Source organism: Pseudocolwellia antarctica (assembly GCF_049933045.1).
Lineage (GTDB): Bacteria > Pseudomonadota > Gammaproteobacteria > Enterobacterales > Alteromonadaceae > Pseudocolwellia.
In genome coordinates this window covers 3,760,495-3,780,993 of sequence record NZ_CP187926.1, presented here as the reverse complement: position 1 = coordinate 3,780,993, position 20,499 = coordinate 3,760,495, and the positions used below count along the sequence as shown (strand labels likewise).

Sequence of the window (20,499 nt, the reverse complement as noted above, 5' to 3'; positions counted from 1 at the left end):
AGGAGAAGATGAATGGCGATAAATACAGTATCGGATATTAAAAAAACAAATGCGCATTATTGGCTAGCCCTAAAGTTTATACCTAGGCTAGCCATTCATAAAAAACTTCAATTAGTTCAAGAGATTGGACTGATGAAGCTTTTTTCATTTTTACCTCCTTCCCAATTAGCTTCTTTAAAATTAACAGATAAACAACAAGCCGCGATTACACATCCTGATTGGGACAAAATTAATAAAATAATTAACGATTGTCATTTATGCGGCTGCGATATTATTTGTTTTGATGAAGCTGAATACCCAGAACGTTTAAAACAAATATACGATCCGCCACTGGTTTTATTTACTCAAGGTAATAAACAATTACTATCTGAACCTCAAGTCGCTATTGTAGGTAGTAGAGGCGCTACAGCTTTTGGTAGAGAAAATGCATTTATATTTTCAAGAGACTTAGTTCAACATGGAATTGTTGTAACGAGCGGTTTAGCTTTAGGCATAGATGGTGCGGCTCATAAAGGAGCTGTATCTAATGGAGGTAGAACCATTGCAGTAGTCGCTACAGGTTTAGACAGAGTTTATCCTAGCCGCCATAAAAAGCTGGCGCATGACATAGTTAATAATAACGGACTTATTATTAGCGAGTTTATACCTGGCACTATTCCCAAAGCTGGTTTTTTCCCTAAACGAAATCGTATCATTAGTGGTATGAGCCATGGCGTGTTGGTAGTGGAAGCAACTATAAAAAGTGGCTCATTAATTACAGCTCGTTGTGCGCTTGAGCAAAACCGAGAAGTATTCGCTATTCCAAGTTCAATTAATAATCCGCAGGGCAAAGGATGTCACTGGTTAATTAAACAAGGAGCTAAGTTAGTAGAAGAGTGTAACGATATTATTGAAGATCTTAATCTTCCTACAAAAACTGGTCTACACTTAAATAAACACATTGAAAAAGAAAATGATTATTCCGAACCATTAGCTAAAAAAAATCTCCAACAGGGCTTGTTTAACGATTCATTGTTAGATAATGTTGGATATGAAGTTACTCCAATAGATGCCATTGTATTGAGGAGTAAGCTACCCATAGACGTAGTATTAACACAGTTAACAATTTTAGAGCTGAAAGGTTTAGTTTCAGCAGTTCCAGGGGGATACCTCAGAACTTAATCAGTAAAGTTATCGTTCGTTAGTTTGTTATATCAGTGTTTTTTAAAGGGGCTAGTTATGTTTGATATATTAATGTATTTATTTGAAAATTATATTCATAGTGAAGCCGAAGTAATGGTTGATCATGATGTTCTAACTGATGAGTTAACCCGAGCGGGTTTCCATCAAGACGAAATATATAAAGCACTCGCTTGGTTAGAAAAACTTGCAGCTCTGCAAGATAGTGATGCTTATCCTTACTTAACACGTATTGGTAGTCAATCTACACGTGTTTACACTTCTGAAGAAATGCAATTATTAGATGTAGAATCTCGTGGATTCTTAATGTTTCTTGAGCAAGTGAATGTTTTAGACTTCACCACACGCGAGATGGTTATTGACCGAGTGATGGAACTGGATACTAAGTTCTTCTCGATTGATGATCTTAAGTGGGTTGTTCTTATGGTGCTATTTAATGTACCAGGAAAAGAAAGTGCTTATTCTCAAATGGAAGATCTGATTTTTGATGAGCAAGAAGGTCCACTTCATTAATATCAAGTATCTTTAAATGGTTGATTACTTGGTCTCACTAAAACAAATCAAATAAACAAAGCGATTAACTTTAATCCTATTGTTCTGTTTTGGTTTGTTTTTCCTGCTTCCGAGTAACTAAAAATTTAGTCGGATAACTGTTTAGTTAATCACCTCAAGTTTATGGCATAATGCGCACTTGAACTAAAGCAATCGACTTAGTTTATGTTAAATAGGTGCGTTATGTCTAAACCCGACAATTCAATTTTTAAACATCATGAGCATGCATTAGAAAAAAGCCATGAGCCTTGCCCAAGCTGTGGCGCAGAGCTATCTATCAAACGTGGTAAATCAGGACCCTTTCTAGGTTGTAATAATTACCCTAGTTGCGAATATACGCGTCCTGTTGTTGAACATGAAAAAGTTGAAGACACTATTTTACCTGGCACACATTGTCCAAATTGTGACAGTCCGCTTGCAGTTAAGCAGGGGCGCTATGGTATGTTTATTGGTTGCACTAACTTTCCTGAATGTGAACATATCGAAGATACCAACCAAAACGATGATATTGATGTACATTGTCCAAGTTGTGCTAAAGGTAAACTTTTCGAAAAAACTAATCGCTACGGTAAAACTTTCTATTCATGCGATCAGTATCCATCATGTAAATATGTCATAAATTATCCACCAGTGAATGAGTCTTGTCCTGAATGTCATTGGGCAATTTTAGTGACTCGTAAAATGGCAAGTGGTGATGTGGTTATATGTCCACAGAAGAAATGTAGCTACAAACGAAAACTTTAGGGCATGTTAAACTTTTAGGGTTAAATCTTAAATAAACCCAAAGAGCAGCACATGTTTTAAACTCCTAATTTTGAATAGACAGGGTATTATCGTATGTTCAAGTAGCTAGTTACACGCAACATACTCTGCTTTGTCTAAACATCAAACATGTTACTGTAAAAGTAATTTCGAAAGATCAATAGAGCTTAGTAATAACGAGTTGAGCTATCAAAGTACAAAAATTGATAGTTACTGAGTTTTTATCTAATTCGAACAAGGTTATAATGTTCGATTGTGATGTCTCTTATTGAGGCATTTTTAGAATTTAATATTAAATAATATAAAGGCGTTTGATCATGACAGTAGGTATTATCATGGGTTCTAAGTCGGATTGGCCGACAATGAAACATACAACCGATATGCTAGATCTTCTTAATGTTCCATATGAAACTAAAGTAGTATCAGCTCATAGAACTCCTCACTTACTTGCTGAATATGCAGAAAGTGCAAAAGACCGTGGTATTAAAGTTATTGTTGCTGGCGCTGGTGGCGCAGCTCATTTACCAGGTATGGCTGCTGCATTTACAAGTTTACCTGTATTAGGTGTGCCTGTTCAGTCTAAAGCGTTAAGTGGTCAAGACTCTTTATTGTCTATTGTACAAATGCCAAAAGGTATTGCTGTAGGTACTTTAGCTATTGGTAATGCTGGCGCGGCAAATGCTGGTTTATTAGCAGCTCAAATTATAGGTACTTACGACGAAACGGTAATGACTGCTATTGAGAAGTTCAGAAAAGAACAAACTCAAAACATTCTTGATAACCCAAACCCAGCTGAGTAGGTTATTTACATGAAGGTTTTAGTATTAGGCGCAGGTCAGTTAGCCAGAATGATGGCATTAGCAAGTAAGCCACTTAATATAGACGTTAAAGCTTATGATGTTGGTAGCAATCGAGTGGTTGATCCCTTATCGCTAAGTGTAGATTATGGTGATTTAGCTCAAGGTATTGCAGATGCAGACTTTATAACGGCTGAATTCGAACATATTAGCCACGATGTCTTAGCTCTTTGTGAGCAATCAGGAAAATTATTTCCTAGTAGCCAAGCGATTAAAACAGGTGGAGATAGAAGGTTAGAAAAAACCTTACTTGAACAAACCCATGTCACTAATGCTAAACATAAAGTTGTTGCTAACAAAGCAGATTTTGATGCAGCAATCGCCTCATTAACTTTACCTCTTATTATGAAAAGCGCTTTAGCTGGCTATGATGGTAAAGGTCAGTGGCGCTTAAAAGATAAGTCTGAAGCTGAAGCTATTTGGCAAGACATTCAATTATTTATTGAAGGTGATACGAGCGGTCAGCCACAAGCTATTGTTGTTGAACAAATGGTACCTTTTGATAGAGAAGTTTCAATGGTAGGTGTTCGTAGTAAAACAGGCGAAACACTGGCTTATCCATTAACTGAAAATCATCACAGTAAAGGTGTGTTAAGTGTTTCATTAGCACTCAATGAACATCAACACCTACAAGCACAAGCCACTGAAGCTTTTGATAAAATAGCTAATGCTTTAGATTATGTAGGCATACTTGCTATAGAATTTTTTCAAGTTGGAGACTCATTATTAGTTAATGAGATTGCCCCACGTGTTCATAACTCAGGACATTGGACACAACAGGGTGCTGATACTTCTCAATTTGAAAATCATATCCGTGCTGTTTGCCAACTACCTTTAGGTTCCACAGAGTTAGTTAAACCATCAGCTATGGTTAACATATTAGGAACGGATACTGTTCCTAATAGTGTTTTTGAAATACCTAGCGTGACTATGCACTGGTACGGCAAAGGTAAACGTCCAGGTCGTAAAATGGGTCATATTAATGTTTGCGGTAAAGACCGAGCTGAATTGGTTAGTCGATTAAATCAGTTAGCTGAAATATTACCTAAAGATGATTTCCCCGACGTTAGTGAATATGTGAAGTCACTTTAATTAATATTAAGCGCCGCGATAGGCGCTTTTTATTTGAGTGCTAATATAAATATGATGAGCAACATGTCTACAGTATTTGATACTTATCACCAAGGTGGCGTTATTGCCTACCCAACAGAAGCTGTATTTGGTTTAGGATGTGATCCTGATAATGAACAAGCTATTGTTAAACTATTAGAGATTAAGAACAGACCTAAATCTAAAGGTTTGATTTTACTTGCGAGTAGTTTTGAGCAATTAACACCTTATCTTGATCTAACTCAACTGAGCGATGCACAAATTACGCTAATATTAAGCCGCTGGCCAAATGGTGTTACACAAGTATTACCTGCTAACGCTGAAATATCGTCATACTTAACAGGCGACTTTTCAACGATAGCTGTACGAGTTACAGATCAACCTGATGTTGTATCTTTGTGTACACAAACTAATAAACCTATTGTTTCAACCAGTGCTAACTTATCTGGGTTAGAACCTGCCAAAATTTGGCAAACTCTTGATCCAGAATTATTACACATGATTGATCACTTAGTAGAAGGTGAAACATTAGGATTCACACAACCATCAACAATTATTGATGGTTTAACAGGCGAGGTTTTTCGCACATGAGTGCTGTAGATATAAATACTGTTGTTGAATTTTTAAAAGGCTTACAAGATCAAATTTGTGATGCATTAGAACAAGCTGATGGCGAAGCTAAGTTTGTTGAAGATAATTGGGTCCGAGCCGAAGGTGGCGGTGGTCGTACGCGAGTGATCACGAACGGCAATATTATTGAACAAGGTGGCGTGAACTTTTCTTTAGTATCAGGTGATAAATTACCTCCTTCTGCTTCAGTACATCGTCCAGAATTAGCGGGTAGAAAATGGAAAGCCTGTGGTGTTTCATTAGTTATTCATCCTAAAAATCCATATATACCCACATCTCACGCTAACGTTCGTTTTTTTATTGCTGAAAAAGAAGGTGAAGAGCCTGTTTGGTGGTTTGGTGGCGGATTTGATTTAACGCCATTTTATGCATTTGAAGATGACATCATTCATTGGCACCAAACAGCAAAAACACTTTGTCAGCCTTTTGATGAATCCATCTATCAAGCTCATAAAGAATGGTGTGATGACTACTTCTACTTAAAACATCGTGATGAAACGCGCGGTGTTGGCGGATTATTCTTTGATGATTTAAATAAATGGGACTTTGAAAAGTGTTTTGATTACATCAAAGCCGTAGGCGCTGGTTTTATCGATGCTTACGTACCTATTATTGAAAAGCGTAAAAACATTGAATATGGAGAGCGTGAGCGTCAATTCCAACTATACCGACGTGGACGTTATGTAGAATTTAACCTAGTGTTTGACCGTGGTACTTTATTTGGTCTGCAATCAGGCGGTAGAACTGAATCTATATTAATGTCTATGCCACCATTAGCTCGTTGGGAATATAACTATCAAGCAGAAGCAAGCTCTGAAGAATATAAACTTAATGAATATTTAGTACCTCGTTCTTGGGTATAACTTACCTTTAACTTGATTTAGATCAGGTATCGTTTAGTTACCTATTAACAAGAGTTAAGTTGAACCTAATAACTTGAGCTAAATCAAAATTCTATTTAATTATTCCCTTTAAAATGGCTTCATTAATTTAAAGGGAATAATCATGAAAAAAAATATACTTACACTCACTCTTCTTTCAATTCTTACTGCTTCTTCTTATGGCGCTGATTATCAAGCTGGCGACTTTGTTGTTCGTGGTGGTTTAACCAATGTGAATCCAGACAGTGATCATGCTGCTGTTATACTTGCTGGCGCAGATTCAACAATGACATTAACCGCAGATGATAGTACACAGCTAGGCTTAAACTTCTTATATTTCTACACTGATAACATCGCAGTAGAATTATTAGCAGCAACTCCGTTTGCACATGATGTAACTATTCATGATAAAAACTCAGTTTTAAATGTAGATGGCTTAAGATTAGCTGAGGCAAAGCAACTACCACCAACCTTAAGTGTATTATATTATTTTGATACGCAGTCTGTGATTAAGCCTTATGTTGGTGTTGGAGTTAACTACACCATATTTTTCGACGAAGGGTTTGAAGAGGCTCCAAAAGAACTAGGCTTAAGTAACTTAGAGTTAGATTCATCAGTAGGCTTGTCTTTTCAAGTTGGAGTGGACTATTTGTTAAATGATAAATTTCATATTAACTTTTCTGCTCGTTATATTGATATTGCAACAGAAGCTACATTTGATGTTGGTGGAGAGAGTATTGGTAAAGCCGATATAGATATAGACCCTATGGTGTATTCAGTAATGCTTGGTTATAAGTTCTAAATAACCTTTTATATAATATGTTTAAACCAATTTCATCTAAAAAAGCATCGATAAGTCGATGCTTTTTTTTCGTATCTGATTTAAGCTGAAAAAAATTGCATTAAATAGAAGTCATCATGGATCAGTATCTCGTTTACGGTAACCCAATAAAACAATCTAAATCTCCAACTATTCATACAGCCTTCGCTAAAGAAACAAATCAAAATATTGAATATAAAATTCAATTTGCAGAATTAGACGCTTTTGAAGAAACCGTCAAAGTATTTATTAAGGCAGGAGGTAAGGGCGCAAACGTTACTGCTCCTTTTAAAGAAGAAGCCATGGCAATGTGTGATGAACTGTCTGAGCATGCCAAATTTTCGGGTGCAGTTAATACACTAACGTTTAAAAACGGTAAAATTTATGGTGATACAACCGATGGCGTAGGTCTAGTGAATGATCTTCTATCTCAAAATGTTAAATTAGAAAACAGTCGTATTTTATTACTAGGCGCTGGCGGGGCATCAAAAGGTGTTGTATTACCTTTATTGCACCAAAACCCAAAACAGCTAACCATAGCAAATCGAACCGTATCAAAAGCTGAAGCTATAGCAGAGCAATATAGCGATCAACCTATACAAGCCATGTCATTTGAAGATGCTAATAAAGAAGCGTTCGATCTGATCATTAATGCCACATCAGCAGGGTTGTCAGGAAGTGGAGTACCTATTTCAGAGAAAATCATAACCGCAAATACTATTTGTTATGACATGACTTACGGAAAAGAACTAACGCCATTTCTTAAAATGGCTACAGAGTGTGAAGCAAAACAGGTTATTGATGGTTTAGGTATGTTAGTAGGGCAAGCTGCAGAGAGTTTTTATCTATGGCGAAATGTACGTCCAAAAACCGATAACGTTTTGAGCCAATTACGAGAAGAGCTAAATAACCTGAACTCGGTTTAAATAGCTAAGTTCTTATTACTAAGCCCGTATTATAAGTATTAGTGAGTATATCTATATACTCACCCCAACATTGAAGTCTTCGCATGAACCAAGCAATTATCATTAATGATGATCACGAATATCATCATGAAAACAAATACTGGCAATGTACCGCTATGCTGTCAGGTGAAAAAATTATAATAAAAATAGCTAGCGAGATATTACCTGAGCAACTTACTCAAGATAATAAGTTTGATTGGGAATGTGAGATAGAAGATTGGCTCGAATCAAACGAACCAATCAATAGTATAATAGAGCTTGATATGAATTAATGTAGAGCTTACTTATACCTCTGCTAAATATTCATTTTTAAATTGAACATAATTTTCAGCCGACTTCTTTAAAAAGCCTAACTCAGCTTCAGTAAGTTCTCTCGCTTGTTTCATAGGGTTACCCATATATAAGTAACCGCTCTTTAATACCTTGCCAGGAGGAACAAGCGTACCCGCACCAATAAACACATCATCTTCAACAACAGCATTGTCCATAATAATAGCGCCCATACCTACTAAGATGCGATTACCTACAGTACAACCATGCAACATACATTTATGCCCAATAGTTACATCATCTCCAATGATTAGTGGGTAACCTTCAGGATTCTTCTTATTTTTATGAGTAACATGTAATACCGAACCATCTTGTACATTTGATCTATCACCAATAACAATATGATTAACGTCACCTCTAATGGCAACTAATGGCCAAATACTCACTTCATCACCTATTCTAATATCTCCAATAAGAACAGCAGACGAATCAATATAGTTATTTTTTCCAAACGTAGGGGAGGTATTTTTAAAAGATCTAATATTTAAAGTGTTCATATCGAGAAAATGTTCCAGTTTTATCAAAGTTATTTAAATCTAATAGGACAAAAACAACTAAAAAAGCATTCAAATGAAAATAGATACCCAATATAAGCCATATTAAGGAGGGGTTCAACGCTCTTTAAATGCACTATATGTTCGTAAAGAAAGCAATAAAACCGTGGTCTGTACGAAAATAAAGCAAACAAACATTAATTATCAAATAAGTGTTGACGTACCCTCAGAAATCTCTAAAATGCGCTCCACTTCTTAAGGGAAACCAAGAGAAGCCAAGTATAGGAAATACTTGTTTCACTTAATATGGATAGCGAAGTGAGAGTTTTGAACTGTTTAGTTAAGCTTAACTGATTAATTAGACATGAGATAACTTAGAATTTGATTTGAAATTAAATCAAAAGAATTCAAAAAGTTGTTGACATCAAAACTGAGTTGCGTAGAATGCGCATCTCGCTTCAGGCAAGGCCTGCAGCAACAAGAGCTTAACGAATGCGATTAACCTCTTTATTCTCAATGAGAATATTTCTTTAACAATTAGTTATCATGCAATTTGTGTGAACACTCACATTAAGATTGATTTTACATAGTCGGCCTTTTTACTTGATATTTATATCAGTGTTTAGGAAGACGTAAAACAGCTTATGTTGAATGTCACACAAAAAAGTATGATTTGATATTTATATCAAATCATACGTTTTATGTAGTTATCTACTTATGTAGGTAACACGACAGAATTCATTGAGCAGTAACACATCGCTTGCGATGAGGTTACACAAACGATTTATAATTGAAGAGTTTGATCATGGCTCAGATTGAACGCTGGCGGCAGGCTTAACACATGCAAGTCGAGCGGTAACAGAGAATAGCTTGCTATTCTGCTGACGAGCGGCGGACGGGTGAGTAATGCTTGGGAATATGCCTTATGGTGGGGGACAACAGTTGGAAACGACTGCTAATACCGCATAACGTCTACGGACCAAAGGAGGGGATTCTTCGGAACCTTTCGCCATTTGATTAGCCCAAGTGAGATTAGCTAGTTGGTAAGGTAAAGGCTTACCAAGGCGACGATCTCTAGCTGGTTTGAGAGGATGATCAGCCACACTGGGACTGAGACACGGCCCAGACTCCTACGGGAGGCAGCAGTGGGGAATATTGCACAATGGGCGAAAGCCTGATGCAGCCATGCCGCGTGTGTGAAGAAGGCCTTCGGGTTGTAAAGCACTTTCAGCGAGGAGGAAAGGGTATAAGCTAATAACTTATATCTGTGACGTTACTCGCAGAAGAAGCACCGGCTAACTTCGTGCCAGCAGCCGCGGTAATACGAGGGGTGCAAGCGTTAATCGGAATTACTGGGCGTAAAGCGTGCGTAGGTGGTTTGTTAAGCAAGATGTGAAAGCCCCGGGCTCAACCTGGGAACTGCATTTTGAACTGGCAAACTAGAGTTTTGTAGAGGGTAGTGGAATTTCCAGTGTAGCGGTGAAATGCGTAGAGATTGGAAGGAACATCAGTGGCGAAGGCGGCTACCTGGACAGAGACTGACACTGAGGCACGAAAGCGTGGGGAGCAAACAGGATTAGATACCCTGGTAGTCCACGCCGTAAACGATGTCAACTAGCCGTCTGTAGACTTGATCTGTGGGTGGCGTAGCTAACGCGCTAAGTTGACCGCCTGGGGAGTACGGCCGCAAGGTTAAAACTCAAATGAATTGACGGGGGCCCGCACAAGCGGTGGAGCATGTGGTTTAATTCGATGCAACGCGAAGAACCTTACCATCCCTTGACATCCTACTAAGTTACTAGAGATAGTTTCGTGCCTTCGGGAAAGTAGTGACAGGTGCTGCATGGCTGTCGTCAGCTCGTGTTGTGAAATGTTGGGTTAAGTCCCGCAACGAGCGCAACCCCTATCCTTATTTGCTAGCGCGTAATGGCGAGAACTCTAAGGAGACTGCCGGTGATAAACCGGAGGAAGGTGGGGACGACGTCAAGTCATCATGGCCCTTACGGGATGGGCTACACACGTGCTACAATGGCAAGTACAGAGGGCAGCAATACCGCGAGGTGGAGCGAATCCCACAAAGCTTGTCGTAGTCCGGATTGGAGTCTGCAACTCGACTCCATGAAGTCGGAATCGCTAGTAATCGTAGATCAGAATGCTACGGTGAATACGTTCCCGGGCCTTGTACACACCGCCCGTCACACCATGGGAGTGGGTTGCAAAAGAAGTGGCTAGTTTAACCCTTCGGGGAGGACGGTCACCACTTTGTGATTCATGACTGGGGTGAAGTCGTAACAAGGTAACCCTAGGGGAACCTGGGGTTGGATCACCTCCTTATCTTGAAGTAAAACGTTTTAATGGAATTTACATGCAAATGTACTTTCTGAGTGTTCACACAAATTGCCTGATAACGAAATTGAAGAAGTGTACAGCTCTTATAGCAATATAAGGGGCTATAGCTCAGCTGGGAGAGCGCCTGCCTTGCACGCAGGAGGTCAGCAGTTCGATCCTGCTTAGCTCCACCACTTCTTCTTTAAAGAAAGAGACCAAATTTAACGTATCTCAACGTGTAAAATGAGATGGTTTAAATTTGGTTTTTTAAACCAAATTTTTCAGTCGAATGCGTACTGGAAATTGATTCTTTAACAATCTGGAAAGCTGATATAAATACCGGTATTTATATAGCACTCAACGGTGTCGCGCTGTTGTTTGTACGTTATAAATACCAAGCTGTTGTTACTTCTTTTATCGGGAAGTAATAATGGTGATTATGTTTCCTCCTCGGAAATGTAATCAACCCGATAAAACCGTAAGGTTTTATCAACTCTTATTCAAGACACACTTTGTGTGCGTGAAAATGTCAGACTTTACAATTGGGAAGGTTTTGTCACCTTCTTGTACTGAATATCTTTCGAGACTATTTAGGGTTGTATGGTTAAGTGACTAAGCGTATGTGGTGGATGCCTTGGCAGTTAGAGGCGATGAAGGACGTGTTAATCTGCGAAAAGCTCAGATAAGGTGATAAAAACCGTTATAGTCTGAGATGTCCGAATGGGGAAACCCACCCGTCGTAAGGCGGGTATCGTTAAGTGAATACATAGCTTAACGAGGCGAACCGGGAGAACTGAAACATCTAAGTACCCCGAGGAAAAGAAATCAACCGAGATTTCGTTAGTAGCGGCGAGCGAACGCGAATTAGCCCTTAAGTGGTTTGTAAGTTAGTGGAATCTACTGGAAAGTAGAGCGATACAGGGTGATAGCCCCGTACACGAAAATAAACTTACCATGAAATCGAGTAGGTCGGCACACGTGAAACGTTGACTGAACATGGGGGGACCATCCTCCAAGGCTAAATACTCCTAACTGACCGATAGTGAACCAGTACCGTGAGGGAAAGGCGAAAAGAACCCCTGTGAGGGGAGTGAAATAGAACCTGAAACCGCATACGTACAAGCAGTGAGAGCTAGATTTAGTCTAGTGATTGCGTACCTTTTGTATAATGGGTCAGCGACTTATATTTTGTAGCAAGGTTAACCGAATAGGGGAGCCGTAGCGAAAGCGAGTGTTAACTGCGCGTTTAGTTGCAAGGTATAGACCCGAAACCCGGCGATCTACCCATGGGCAGGTTGAAGGTTGAGTAACATCAACTGGAGGACCGAACACACGTATGTTGAAAAATGCGGTGATGACTTGTGGGTCGGAGTGAAAGGCTAATCAAGCCGGGAGATAGCTGGTTCTCCCCGAAATCTATTTAGGTAGAGCCTCGCACGAACACCATTGGGGGTAGAGCACTGTTAAGGCTAGGGGGTCATCCCGACTTACCAACCCTTTGCAAACTCCGAATACCAATGAGTGATATGCGGGAGACACACTACGGGTGCTAACGTCCGTTGTGAAGAGGGAAACAACCCAGACCGCCAGCTAAGGTCCCAAAGTACTAGTTAAGTGGGAAACGATGTGGAAAGGCATAGACAGCTAGGAGGTTGGCTTAGAAGCAGCCATCCTTTAAAGAAAGCGTAATAGCTCACTAGTCGAGTCGGTCTGCGCGGAAGATGTAACGGGGCTAAACTAGTCACCGAAGCTGCGGATTTGAACTTAGGTTCAAGTGGTAGGGGAGCGTTCTGTAAGCCGTTGAAGGTGTGTTGTAAAGCATGCTGGAGGTATCAGAAGTGCGAATGCTGACATGAGTAACGATAAGGGGAGTGAAAAACTCCCCCGCCGAAAGACCAAGGTTTCCTGTCCCATGTTAATCAGGGCAGGGTAAGTCGGCCCCTAAGGCGAGGCGGAAACGCGTAGTCGATGGGAAACAGATTAATATTTCTGTACTTCTATATATTGCGAAGGAGGGACGGAGTAGGCTAAACAAGCACGGCGTTGGTAGTCCGTGTGAAAGTAAGTAGGTGGTTGTCTTAGGTAAATCCGGGACTTCATTTAAACACTGAGATACGAGACGAGACTCTACGGAGTTGAAGTTGTTGATGCCATGCTTCCAGGAAAAGCTTCTAAGCTTCAGATATATAGGAACCGTACCCCAAACCGACACAGGTGGTTAGGTAGAGAATACTAAGGCGCTTGAGAGAACTCGGGTGAAGGAACTAGGCAAAATAGTACCGTAACTTCGGGAGAAGGTACGCTCTCTCGTGTGAAACCCTTGCGGTGTAAGCACAGGAGAGTCGAAGTAACCAGGTGGCTGGAACTGTTTATTAAAAACACAGCACTGTGCAAAATCGAAAGATGACGTATACGGTGTGACGCCTGCCCGGTGCCGGAAGGTTAATTGATTCGGTTAGTCCTCGGACGAAGCTGATGATCGAAGCCCCGGTAAACGGCGGCCGTAACTATAACGGTCCTAAGGTAGCGAAATTCCTTGTCGGGTAAGTTCCGACCTGCACGAATGGCGTAATCATGGCCACACTGTCTCCACCCGAGACTCAGTGAAATTGAAATTGCGGTTAAGATGCCGTATACCCGCGGCTAGACGGAAAGACCCCGTGAACCTTTACTATAGCTTGACAGTGAACATTGCTCCTACATGTGTAGGATAGGTGGGAGGCTTTGAAGATGTGTCGCCAGATACATTGGAGCCAACCTTGAAATACCACCCTTGTATGCGTGATGTTCTAACCTAGGGCCCTAATCGGGCTTGGGGACACTGTCTGGTGGGTAGTTTGACTGGGGCGGTCTCCTCCCAAAGAGTAACGGAGGAGCACGAAGGTTGGCTAAGTATGGTCGGACATCATACGGTTAGTGCAATGGCATAAGCCAGCTTAACTGCGAGACAGACACGTCGAGCAGGTACGAAAGTAGGTCATAGTGATCCGGTGGTTCTGTATGGAAGGGCCATCGCTCAACGGATAAAAGGTACTCCGGGGATAACAGGCTGATACCGCCCAAGAGTTCATATCGACGGCGGTGTTTGGCACCTCGATGTCGGCTCATCACATCCTGGGGCTGAAGTCGGTCCCAAGGGTATGGCTGTTCGCCATTTAAAGTGGTACGCGAGCTGGGTTTAGAACGTCGTGAGACAGTTCGGTCCCTATCTGCCGTGGGCGTTTGAGAATTGAAGAGGGCTGCTCCTAGTACGAGAGGACCGGAGTGGACGAACCGCTGGTGTTCGGGTTGTTATGCCAATAGCATTGCCCGGTAGCTACGTTCGGAACTGATAACCGCTGAAAGCATCTAAGCGGGAAACAGGCTTTGAGATGAGTTCTCACTGGAGCTTTAAGCTCCCTAAAGGGTCGTTGGAGACTACAACGTTGATAGGTCAGGTGTGTAAGGACTGCGAGGTCTTGAGCTAACTGATACTAATTGCCCGTGAGGCTTAACCATACAACACCTAAATAGTTTTGGCTATGAAGTGAATTGTATGAAGTTTGACAAAATTACCGAGAGGTAGGTGTAGGAATACACCATCGCGTATATAAAATGTGCGAATAAGAGATTAAAATGTATTTATATTGAACATTGTATAGGACGTCCATCGCTCCTGCCATCCATGGCATTGCGATATTAGTACATCCTGTACGTCAGCTTTCTAAGATTTTAAATCTTGTTATTAATTTAACAAGTACAGTTTTTGTCTAGCGACAATAGCGACATGGCCCCACCTGATCCCATTCCGAACTCAGAAGTGAAACGTGTTAGCGCCGATGGTAGTGTGGGAGTTCCCATGTGAGAGTAGGACATTGCTAGGCTTCTAATTATAAAAGCCCGTTGCTGATGTAACGGGCTTTTAAACTCTAGAAGTTAGTTAATTTATTAAGTTATTTAACTTCTAAAGTTTTTTGTTTAGCGACAATAGCGACATGGCCCCACCTGATCCCATTCCGAACTCAGAAGTGAAACGTGTTAGCGCCGATGGTAGTGTGGGAGTTCCCATGTGAGAGTAGGACATTGCTAAGCGTCTATTTCAACCTAGAGATAGGTTACCCCGTGGAGGGGTTCCCGAGTGGCCAAAGGGACCAGACTGTAAATCTGATGGCTCAGCCTTCGGTGGTTCGAATCCACCTCCCTCCACCACTTCTTTCTTTTCTATATATTCTTATTTTAAATCCTTAAAACTTCATTTATTCCTTATTTATTCAATCGTTCAATCTATTCTTTAATTTCTGATATCTATTATATGACTCAGTATTTTCTGATAATTTACTAAACTCTTTCGTTAAAATACCCAACTGTTCTATATCTCGATCTCTTTCTACACCTGTTTCTCTCGATATGAGTATTGCTTGAAACAAGTTAAGCTTAATTCCAATATGATTTGGGAAGAGTAAAGACGCCTTATTTAACTTATCAATCGCTAAACTATATTCACCAGCACGATATAAGTTTGTGCCTGTTTCTAATGCAATTTGAGCATCAATCTTATTCTGGTCACTGATTGGCTGATTAATCATTTTAGATATATCAGACATAAGTTCTGAATCATCAGGATGAGATTGAGCTAGAGTCGTTATAAGCTTGTTTGCTAAATCATTTTTATCCATAGATATAAGTGATTTTGCTATAGATAACGATCCCTTAGGAGAATATTCAGTATTAACTTTACTGAGTAAACGCTCGGCTTCGCTTAGTGATGTTGAAGCTAAGGTAAAATCTTTAACTTTATTGTGTAATCGAGAAGATATTAATAAAGACAATACTTTCAACTCAGGAAGTTTAAAGTCGTGAGTCATTTTCTTCAAAGCACTAAAGGCTTTAATATTTAATTGTTTGATTTGAAATACAGACAACTGATCTGCATATTCTAATAATGCTTCAGCAAAGTTTATCGTATTCTCAGGTTTTCTATGAATTGAATGGTAGGCTAAATCGTGAGTATTACTATAAGCCGTAGTCGCATTTTCATAGTTTTTGTTTGCTAAGCATTGATCTGCATATCGTTTTAAACGCATTACAGAACGTGGAGATACATGAATGGCTTTTTCTAAGGTTATTTCAACCTCTATAGGTTCATTAAGTAGCTCGTGTGTATTAGCTAACCAATCATAAGAAGAAAGGTAATGAGGATAATCGTCTATAACTGTTAATAAATAACTTTTAGCAAGTTCGTAATCTTTATTAATAATCGCTATTTTACTTAACCCAATAATCGCCCACTGACAATTTTCTTCACTCTCGTAAGCAAGGTATATCTTTTTAGCGAGATCATATTGCTTAAGTTCATAATATTGTCTTGAAATTATTCCTAAACACTCATGCTTATATAAACTATTTTTTCTCACCATCTTATTACATAGTGTTATTACTTTAGCGTAATCATATTCATCCATCGCTACATAAACTGGAGCCATAGCTTGTTTTTTGATTAAGCATTTTTCTAGGCGCGATGAAATAGTGCCTAAAGTATAAGGTTTAGTTAAATAATCATCGGGTTTATGTTCTAAAGCTGCGAGAACCATAGCTTGTGATATTTCGGCTGTGATCATTATGACTACGCAATGACGTGATATTACATTTTTAACACGTAACTCTTCTAAGATCTGTTGGCCATTTTTTCGATCTTCGCCAAGGTCGTAACCCAGCAAAATAACATCGTAATCAACATTCTCACATTTATTAATAATATCAGGCGCATGCTGACTGGTATCAATACGTAAAGCATTAATACTCTGTGCAAATTGTTTTAAAATTTCTCGTGACTGGCGAACACCATCAATAATTAAAATGTTCTTGTTATAACAAACAGCGTCAAGCATGAAATACCTTTAATATCATTGAGATAATGACTTTTGAATAAATCCATTTATTTGATTTTAACAGTAATTTATCTTTTATATAAGTAAGCCCTTAGCCTATATTGTAATAATGAATTAATGGTAGCGACGATCTAGGTAAATTGCCTTAATAACAGCTATAATGTAAGCTTCAGCGCCGCAATTGGCGGTGCATTATGCATTGAGAAAATTATGAGCTTTACATCTTTAGGCCTTTCGACAGAAATATTGACCGCTTTATCTGAAAAAGGTTATGAAAAACCTTCCCCTATTCAAGAGCAAGCAATTCCTGCCGTATTGTCTGGAAAAGACGTTATGGCTGCAGCTCAAACGGGTACAGGTAAAACAGCTGGTTTTACATTACCTATTTTAGAAATATTATCTAAAGGTCAAAAAGTTAAGACTAATCAAGCGAGAAGCTTAATCTTAACTCCTACACGTGAACTAGCGGCTCAAATCGCAGTGAATGTAGAAACATACAGCAAATATTTATCTCTTAGTTCTACCGTAGTATTCGGTGGAGTTAAAATAAATCCTCAAATGATGAGATTACGTCAAGGTGCAGATATTGTTATCGCTACGCCGGGTCGATTATTAGATTTGTATAACCAAAAAGCGATTCGTTTCGATCAACTTGAAATCTTAGTATTAGATGAAGCTGACAGAATGCTTGATATGGGCTTTCTTCGCGATATCAAAAAAATCCTATCTTTCTTACCTAAGCAAAGACAAAACTTATTATTCTCAGCGACTTTCTCTGATGATATTCGTGATCTTGCTCGTGGTTTAGTTAATAACCCTGTTGAAATTTCGGTAACACCAAAAAACAGTGCAGCAGAAAGTGTAGAGCAACTGGTTTATCCTGTTGATAAAAAGAAGAAGCCTGATCTATTAATTAAATTAATTTTAGATAACGACTGGCAACAAGTTCTTGTGTTTATGAAAACTAAACATGGCGCGAACAAGTTAACAAAAACGTTAGAAGGTGCAGGCATTAAAGCTGCAGCTATTCATGGTAATAAAAGCCAAGGAGCTCGTACTAAAGCTTTAGCTAACTTTAAAGAAGGTAGTATCAGTGTATTAGTTGCTACAGATATTGCTGCGCGCGGAATCGATATTGATCAATTACCACAAGTGGTTAACTTTGAATTACCGAATGTACCAGAAGATTATGTACATAGAATTGGTAGAACAGGTCGTGCAGGCGCAAGTGGTCATGCGGTTTCATTAGTTTGTTCAGATGAAATAGATTTATTAAATGACATTCAACACGTTATGCAGAAGTTTATTCCTCGTGATATCCACGAAGGTTTTGCACCATTTAACGAGTTGCCTGAATCTAGAACTTTACGCCCATTAAAGGCTAATAAATCTAAAAAACCTAAAGCTAGCTTTGAACATAAAGATGGTCAACGTTCTGGTGAAAATGCTCGCGGACATAAACCTAAAAGTAAAAACTCAAGCCATAAAGTACAAGGTGGAGGAGCTCGTAAGCCTAACCCACAAAGTACAGGCTCAAAAGACCCTTATGCAGGTTCAAGATAGTTTTTATTTAGCCTGATTAGCAGCAAGCCATTTGTCTAAATTATTAGCGAAGGCTTGCCTATCATTTTGACTAATAGGTGGTACGCCACCTGTTTGTATTCCACTTGATCTCAATGTATCCATAAAGTCTCTCATATTAAGTTTTTGCTTAATATTTTGAGTCGTATAAAGCTCTCCTCTCGGATTCAAAGCAGTACAACCTTTTTCAACAACTTCAGCAGCTAACGGTATATCAGCGGTTATCACTAAATCTTTTGGATCGGCTCTTTTAACTATCTCATCATCAGCGACATCAAACCCTGAGCTCACTTGAACAAAGTTGATAAATTTAGAAGGTGGTGTTTTTAAATAATGATTCGCGACTAGAGTTACTTCAATTTTAGCTCGGTCAGCAGCACGAAAAAGTATATCTTTAACCACTACTGGACATGCATCAGCATCAACCCAAATTTTCATTTTTAATTCCTATTCTTATCAAGTAATGCTTCTTTTTGGTGCAATTAAAAAGCGTTAATATTCTATATCTCAATTTTGGCTGTTTTAACGCTGTTATTAAAGGTTTAAATAGGAAAAACAGCGCTTTTAAGGTTATTATTAATGTGGAACAGAAACTGCTTAACTATATCTATTAGATTTAGCTATCCATTACATAAGAGACGTAAAGATGAACAAACCACAAAGAGATATAACACTAAGATTTTTAGCTGAACCACAAGATGTAAACTTTGGTGGTAAAGTTCATGGTGGAGCTGTAATGAAATGGATCGATTTAGCGGCTTATGCTTGTGCTGCTGGTTGGAGTGGTCGTTACTGTGTAACTGCATACGCGGGTGGTATTAAATTTGTAGCACCTATTCATGTAGGTAGTTTAGTAGAAGTTTCAGCAAAAGTTATTTATACAGGTACATCTTCAATGCATATCGCGTTAGAAGTAAATGCTTGTGATCCTAAGTCACTTATCCGTCGTAAAACCACACATTGTATTGTGATCATGGTAGCGGTTGATGAAACAGGACAAAAAATTGAAATACCAGAATATATTCCAGAAACCGAAGAAGATATTTCTCAACACGATGCAGCATTTAAGTTGATGGAAATGAGAAAGAAAATAGGTGCTGAAATGGAAATATTTGCAATGCCTAAGCAAAAATAGAAAAGGTTAAATATGAGTAACGAACAAAGCTTAAAGCAAATTATTAATTTAAATGATGAAGACCGCGTTAAATATTTTTTAAAAGAGGTTCGTCAACAACAAGCTATTTGGATATTAACAGACGAACACGGTTGTGTGATGTTAAATACCGAAGATGAAGATTGCGTACCTGTTTGGCCTTCACAAGAAACAGCAGAGCTTTGGATAAACGAAGAATGGACAACGTGTAAAGCTGAATCTATCGGCTTAAACAAATGGTACAGCCGTTGGACCAACGGTTTAATGGATGACGAGCTAGCGATTGTTGTTTTTCCTAATACCAATGAAGAAGGACACGTTTTTTATCCTGATGAATTAGAAAACGAATTAAGAAAGAAAGGTTAACTTTAATGTTACCTTTACTGACAAATTACCTTAATAAAAAACTTTACTCGGTAATGCGTATTCAATTATGCTAAATATCTATACATTTAATTTAGGGAGCTAATAAGAATGAGAAAATTATTAACAGCTATCGTTGTAGCATCTTCATTTGTAGTAACTGCAACAGCTACTGCTGATACAGCAACGTCATTAAAGCATGCTGAAAAATCTGCAGAAACGCGTAAAGCGGTATTCGGTTTATTAGGTAGCAACATGGGCCCATTAGGCGCTATGGCTAAAGGTAAAATCCCTTTTGATGCAAAAGCTGTTGAAAAATATGCTTTACGTATTAACCAATTATCATTAATGATCGAAGATTACATGAGTACAGATACGTCAGGATTTAAAGTTCCTGGTGATGCACTTAAAGATATTTGGGAAAAGCCTGAAGCATTCGAAAAGCGTACTACTGCATTAGTATCTGCATCAGCTGATTTATTAGCAGCAGCTAAATTAGGTGAAGAAGCAGCAATCAAAAAAGCGATTGGTGGTGTAGGTAAATCTTGTGGCGGTTGTCATAACGAATTTAGAGAAGATTAATTTAATCCCAATCTAAACCATCTACGTAAAAATTCAAAAGGCTGC

At 39.0% G+C, this 20,499-nt stretch carries 17 protein-coding genes, 2 tRNA genes and 4 rRNA genes; 20 read left to right on the top strand and 3 right to left on the bottom strand.

Annotated features, from left to right (window positions below):
* Positions 1-12 precede the first annotated feature (12 nt).
* The 10 genes from dprA to ACPUVN_RS16370 all read left to right on the top strand — a co-directional run bounded on the left by dprA (position 13) and on the right by ACPUVN_RS16370 (position 8,028).
* Complete coding sequence (gene dprA / locus ACPUVN_RS16415; protein ID WP_426359239.1) at positions 13-1,161, top strand: DNA-processing protein DprA; 1,149 nt, start codon at positions 13-15, stop codon at positions 1,159-1,161.
* 57 nt (positions 1,162-1,218) lie between these two features.
* Positions 1,219-1,692 (top strand): DUF494 family protein, encoded by a 474-nt coding sequence (locus ACPUVN_RS16410; protein WP_426359240.1) that lies wholly within the window; start codon positions 1,219-1,221, stop codon positions 1,690-1,692.
* 222 nt (positions 1,693-1,914) lie between these two features.
* Positions 1,915-2,475: a topoisomerase DNA-binding C4 zinc finger domain-containing protein gene (locus ACPUVN_RS16405; protein WP_426359241.1), complete on the top strand. Its 561-nt coding sequence runs from the start codon at positions 1,915-1,917 to the stop codon at positions 2,473-2,475.
* A 335-nt stretch (positions 2,476-2,810) separates the two neighbouring features.
* The gene (purE, locus tag ACPUVN_RS16400) at positions 2,811-3,293 is read left to right on the top strand and encodes a 5-(carboxyamino)imidazole ribonucleotide mutase (protein ID WP_426359242.1); all 483 of its coding nucleotides are present in this window, start codon (positions 2,811-2,813) and stop codon (positions 3,291-3,293) included.
* 9 nt (positions 3,294-3,302) lie between these two features.
* Complete coding sequence (locus tag ACPUVN_RS16395) at positions 3,303-4,442, top strand: 5-(carboxyamino)imidazole ribonucleotide synthase (RefSeq protein ID WP_426359243.1); 1,140 nt, start codon at positions 3,303-3,305, stop codon at positions 4,440-4,442.
* A 63-nt stretch (positions 4,443-4,505) separates the two neighbouring features.
* Positions 4,506-5,051, top strand: a complete 546-nt coding sequence (locus ACPUVN_RS16390; protein WP_426359244.1) for a Sua5/YciO/YrdC/YwlC family protein — start codon at positions 4,506-4,508, stop codon at positions 5,049-5,051.
* The gene (gene hemF / locus ACPUVN_RS16385; RefSeq protein WP_426359245.1) at positions 5,048-5,953 is read left to right on the top strand and encodes an oxygen-dependent coproporphyrinogen oxidase; all 906 of its coding nucleotides are present in this window, start codon (positions 5,048-5,050) and stop codon (positions 5,951-5,953) included. The genes ACPUVN_RS16390 and hemF overlap by 4 nt, the downstream gene beginning before the upstream one ends.
* A gap of 142 nt (positions 5,954-6,095) precedes the next feature.
* Positions 6,096-6,773 carry an OmpW/AlkL family protein gene (locus tag ACPUVN_RS16380; protein WP_426359246.1) on the top strand — a complete coding sequence of 226 codons (678 nt, stop codon included), beginning with the start codon at positions 6,096-6,098 and terminating at the stop codon, positions 6,771-6,773.
* 116 nt (positions 6,774-6,889) lie between these two features.
* Positions 6,890-7,717: a shikimate dehydrogenase gene (gene aroE / locus ACPUVN_RS16375; RefSeq protein WP_426359247.1), complete on the top strand. Its 828-nt coding sequence runs from the start codon at positions 6,890-6,892 to the stop codon at positions 7,715-7,717.
* Positions 7,718-7,800: 83 nt separating this feature from the next.
* Entirely contained in the window at positions 7,801-8,028 is a 228-nt protein-coding gene (locus tag ACPUVN_RS16370) for a hypothetical protein (protein WP_426359248.1), read from the top strand.
* Between the two features lie 12 nt (positions 8,029-8,040).
* On the opposite strand, the gene ACPUVN_RS16365 is transcribed toward ACPUVN_RS16370, so the two are convergent.
* Entirely contained in the window at positions 8,041-8,583 is a 543-nt protein-coding gene (locus ACPUVN_RS16365) for a gamma carbonic anhydrase family protein (RefSeq protein WP_426359249.1), read from the bottom strand.
* A gap of 784 nt (positions 8,584-9,367) precedes the next feature.
* Between ACPUVN_RS16365 and ACPUVN_RS16360 the strand changes: the two genes are divergently transcribed.
* The 6 genes from ACPUVN_RS16360 (at position 9,368) to ACPUVN_RS16335 (ending at position 15,096) form a co-directional block, all read left to right on the top strand.
* Positions 9,368-10,914, top strand: a 16S ribosomal RNA gene (locus ACPUVN_RS16360).
* Positions 10,915-11,026: 112 nt separating this feature from the next.
* Positions 11,027-11,102: transfer RNA gene (locus ACPUVN_RS16355), tRNA-Ala, on the top strand.
* Between the two features lie 408 nt (positions 11,103-11,510).
* Positions 11,511-14,406 (top strand): 23S ribosomal RNA (locus tag ACPUVN_RS16350).
* Positions 14,407-14,656: 250 nt separating this feature from the next.
* Positions 14,657-14,771, top strand: a 5S ribosomal RNA gene (gene rrf / locus ACPUVN_RS16345).
* Between the two features lie 93 nt (positions 14,772-14,864).
* Positions 14,865-14,979: ribosomal RNA gene (gene rrf / locus ACPUVN_RS16340) — 5S ribosomal RNA — on the top strand.
* Together the 16S, 23S and 5S rRNA genes with 2 tRNA genes alongside form the textbook arrangement of a ribosomal RNA operon.
* A 32-nt stretch (positions 14,980-15,011) precedes the next feature.
* A tRNA-Tyr gene (locus ACPUVN_RS16335) sits at positions 15,012-15,096 on the top strand.
* 62 nt (positions 15,097-15,158) lie between these two features.
* Here ACPUVN_RS16335 and ACPUVN_RS16330 read toward each other — a convergent pair.
* Positions 15,159-16,775 (bottom strand): response regulator, encoded by a 1,617-nt coding sequence (locus ACPUVN_RS16330; RefSeq protein WP_426359250.1) that lies wholly within the window; start codon positions 16,773-16,775, stop codon positions 15,159-15,161.
* Positions 16,776-16,985: 210 nt separating this feature from the next.
* Here ACPUVN_RS16330 and ACPUVN_RS16325 point away from each other — a divergent pair, with 210 nt between their 5' ends.
* On the top strand, positions 16,986-18,338 hold the full coding sequence (locus ACPUVN_RS16325) for a DEAD/DEAH box helicase (protein ID WP_426359251.1): 1,353 nt from the start codon (positions 16,986-16,988) through the stop codon (positions 18,336-18,338).
* Between the two features lie 3 nt (positions 18,339-18,341).
* Here ACPUVN_RS16325 and ACPUVN_RS16320 read toward each other — a convergent pair whose 3' ends face one another.
* Complete coding sequence (locus tag ACPUVN_RS16320) at positions 18,342-18,794, bottom strand: YaiI/YqxD family protein (protein ID WP_426359252.1); 453 nt, start codon at positions 18,792-18,794, stop codon at positions 18,342-18,344.
* A gap of 208 nt (positions 18,795-19,002) precedes the next feature.
* Here ACPUVN_RS16320 and ACPUVN_RS16315 point away from each other — a divergent pair, with 208 nt between their 5' ends.
* The 3 genes from ACPUVN_RS16315 (at position 19,003) to ACPUVN_RS16305 (ending at position 20,454) form a co-directional block, all read left to right on the top strand.
* Positions 19,003-19,491, top strand: a complete 489-nt coding sequence (locus tag ACPUVN_RS16315) for an acyl-CoA thioesterase (protein WP_426359253.1) — start codon at positions 19,003-19,005, stop codon at positions 19,489-19,491.
* A 12-nt stretch (positions 19,492-19,503) separates the two neighbouring features.
* Complete coding sequence (locus tag ACPUVN_RS16310; RefSeq protein WP_426359254.1) at positions 19,504-19,875, top strand: DUF2750 domain-containing protein; 372 nt, start codon at positions 19,504-19,506, stop codon at positions 19,873-19,875.
* A 108-nt stretch (positions 19,876-19,983) separates the two neighbouring features.
* Positions 19,984-20,454, top strand: a complete 471-nt coding sequence (locus ACPUVN_RS16305; protein WP_426359255.1) for a c-type cytochrome — start codon at positions 19,984-19,986, stop codon at positions 20,452-20,454.
* The last annotated feature ends 45 nt before the right edge of the window (positions 20,455-20,499 follow it).

Coding starts and splice junctions, on each gene's coding strand:
- hemF (WP_426359245.1), top strand. CDS start 5,048: ATGAGTGCTGTAGATATAAATACTGTTGTTGAATTTTTAAAAGGCTTA.
- ACPUVN_RS16310 (WP_426359254.1), top strand. CDS start 19,504: ATGAGTAACGAACAAAGCTTAAAGCAAATTATTAATTTAAATGATGAA.
- aroE (WP_426359247.1), top strand. CDS start 6,890: ATGGATCAGTATCTCGTTTACGGTAACCCAATAAAACAATCTAAATCT.
- ACPUVN_RS16325 (WP_426359251.1), top strand. CDS start 16,986: ATGAGCTTTACATCTTTAGGCCTTTCGACAGAAATATTGACCGCTTTA.
- ACPUVN_RS16315 (WP_426359253.1), top strand. CDS start 19,003: ATGAACAAACCACAAAGAGATATAACACTAAGATTTTTAGCTGAACCA.
- ACPUVN_RS16395 (WP_426359243.1), top strand. CDS start 3,303: ATGAAGGTTTTAGTATTAGGCGCAGGTCAGTTAGCCAGAATGATGGCA.
- ACPUVN_RS16405 (WP_426359241.1), top strand. CDS start 1,915: ATGTCTAAACCCGACAATTCAATTTTTAAACATCATGAGCATGCATTA.
- ACPUVN_RS16305 (WP_426359255.1), top strand. CDS start 19,984: ATGAGAAAATTATTAACAGCTATCGTTGTAGCATCTTCATTTGTAGTA.
- purE (WP_426359242.1), top strand. CDS start 2,811: ATGACAGTAGGTATTATCATGGGTTCTAAGTCGGATTGGCCGACAATG.
- dprA (WP_426359239.1), top strand. CDS start 13: ATGGCGATAAATACAGTATCGGATATTAAAAAAACAAATGCGCATTAT.
- ACPUVN_RS16330 (WP_426359250.1), bottom strand. CDS start 16,775: ATGCTTGACGCTGTTTGTTATAACAAGAACATTTTAATTATTGATGGT.
- ACPUVN_RS16370 (WP_426359248.1), top strand. CDS start 7,801: ATGAACCAAGCAATTATCATTAATGATGATCACGAATATCATCATGAA.
- ACPUVN_RS16320 (WP_426359252.1), bottom strand. CDS start 18,794: ATGAAAATTTGGGTTGATGCTGATGCATGTCCAGTAGTGGTTAAAGAT.
- ACPUVN_RS16380 (WP_426359246.1), top strand. CDS start 6,096: ATGAAAAAAAATATACTTACACTCACTCTTCTTTCAATTCTTACTGCT.
- ACPUVN_RS16410 (WP_426359240.1), top strand. CDS start 1,219: ATGTTTGATATATTAATGTATTTATTTGAAAATTATATTCATAGTGAA.
- ACPUVN_RS16390 (WP_426359244.1), top strand. CDS start 4,506: ATGTCTACAGTATTTGATACTTATCACCAAGGTGGCGTTATTGCCTAC.
- ACPUVN_RS16365 (WP_426359249.1), bottom strand. CDS start 8,583: ATGAACACTTTAAATATTAGATCTTTTAAAAATACCTCCCCTACGTTT.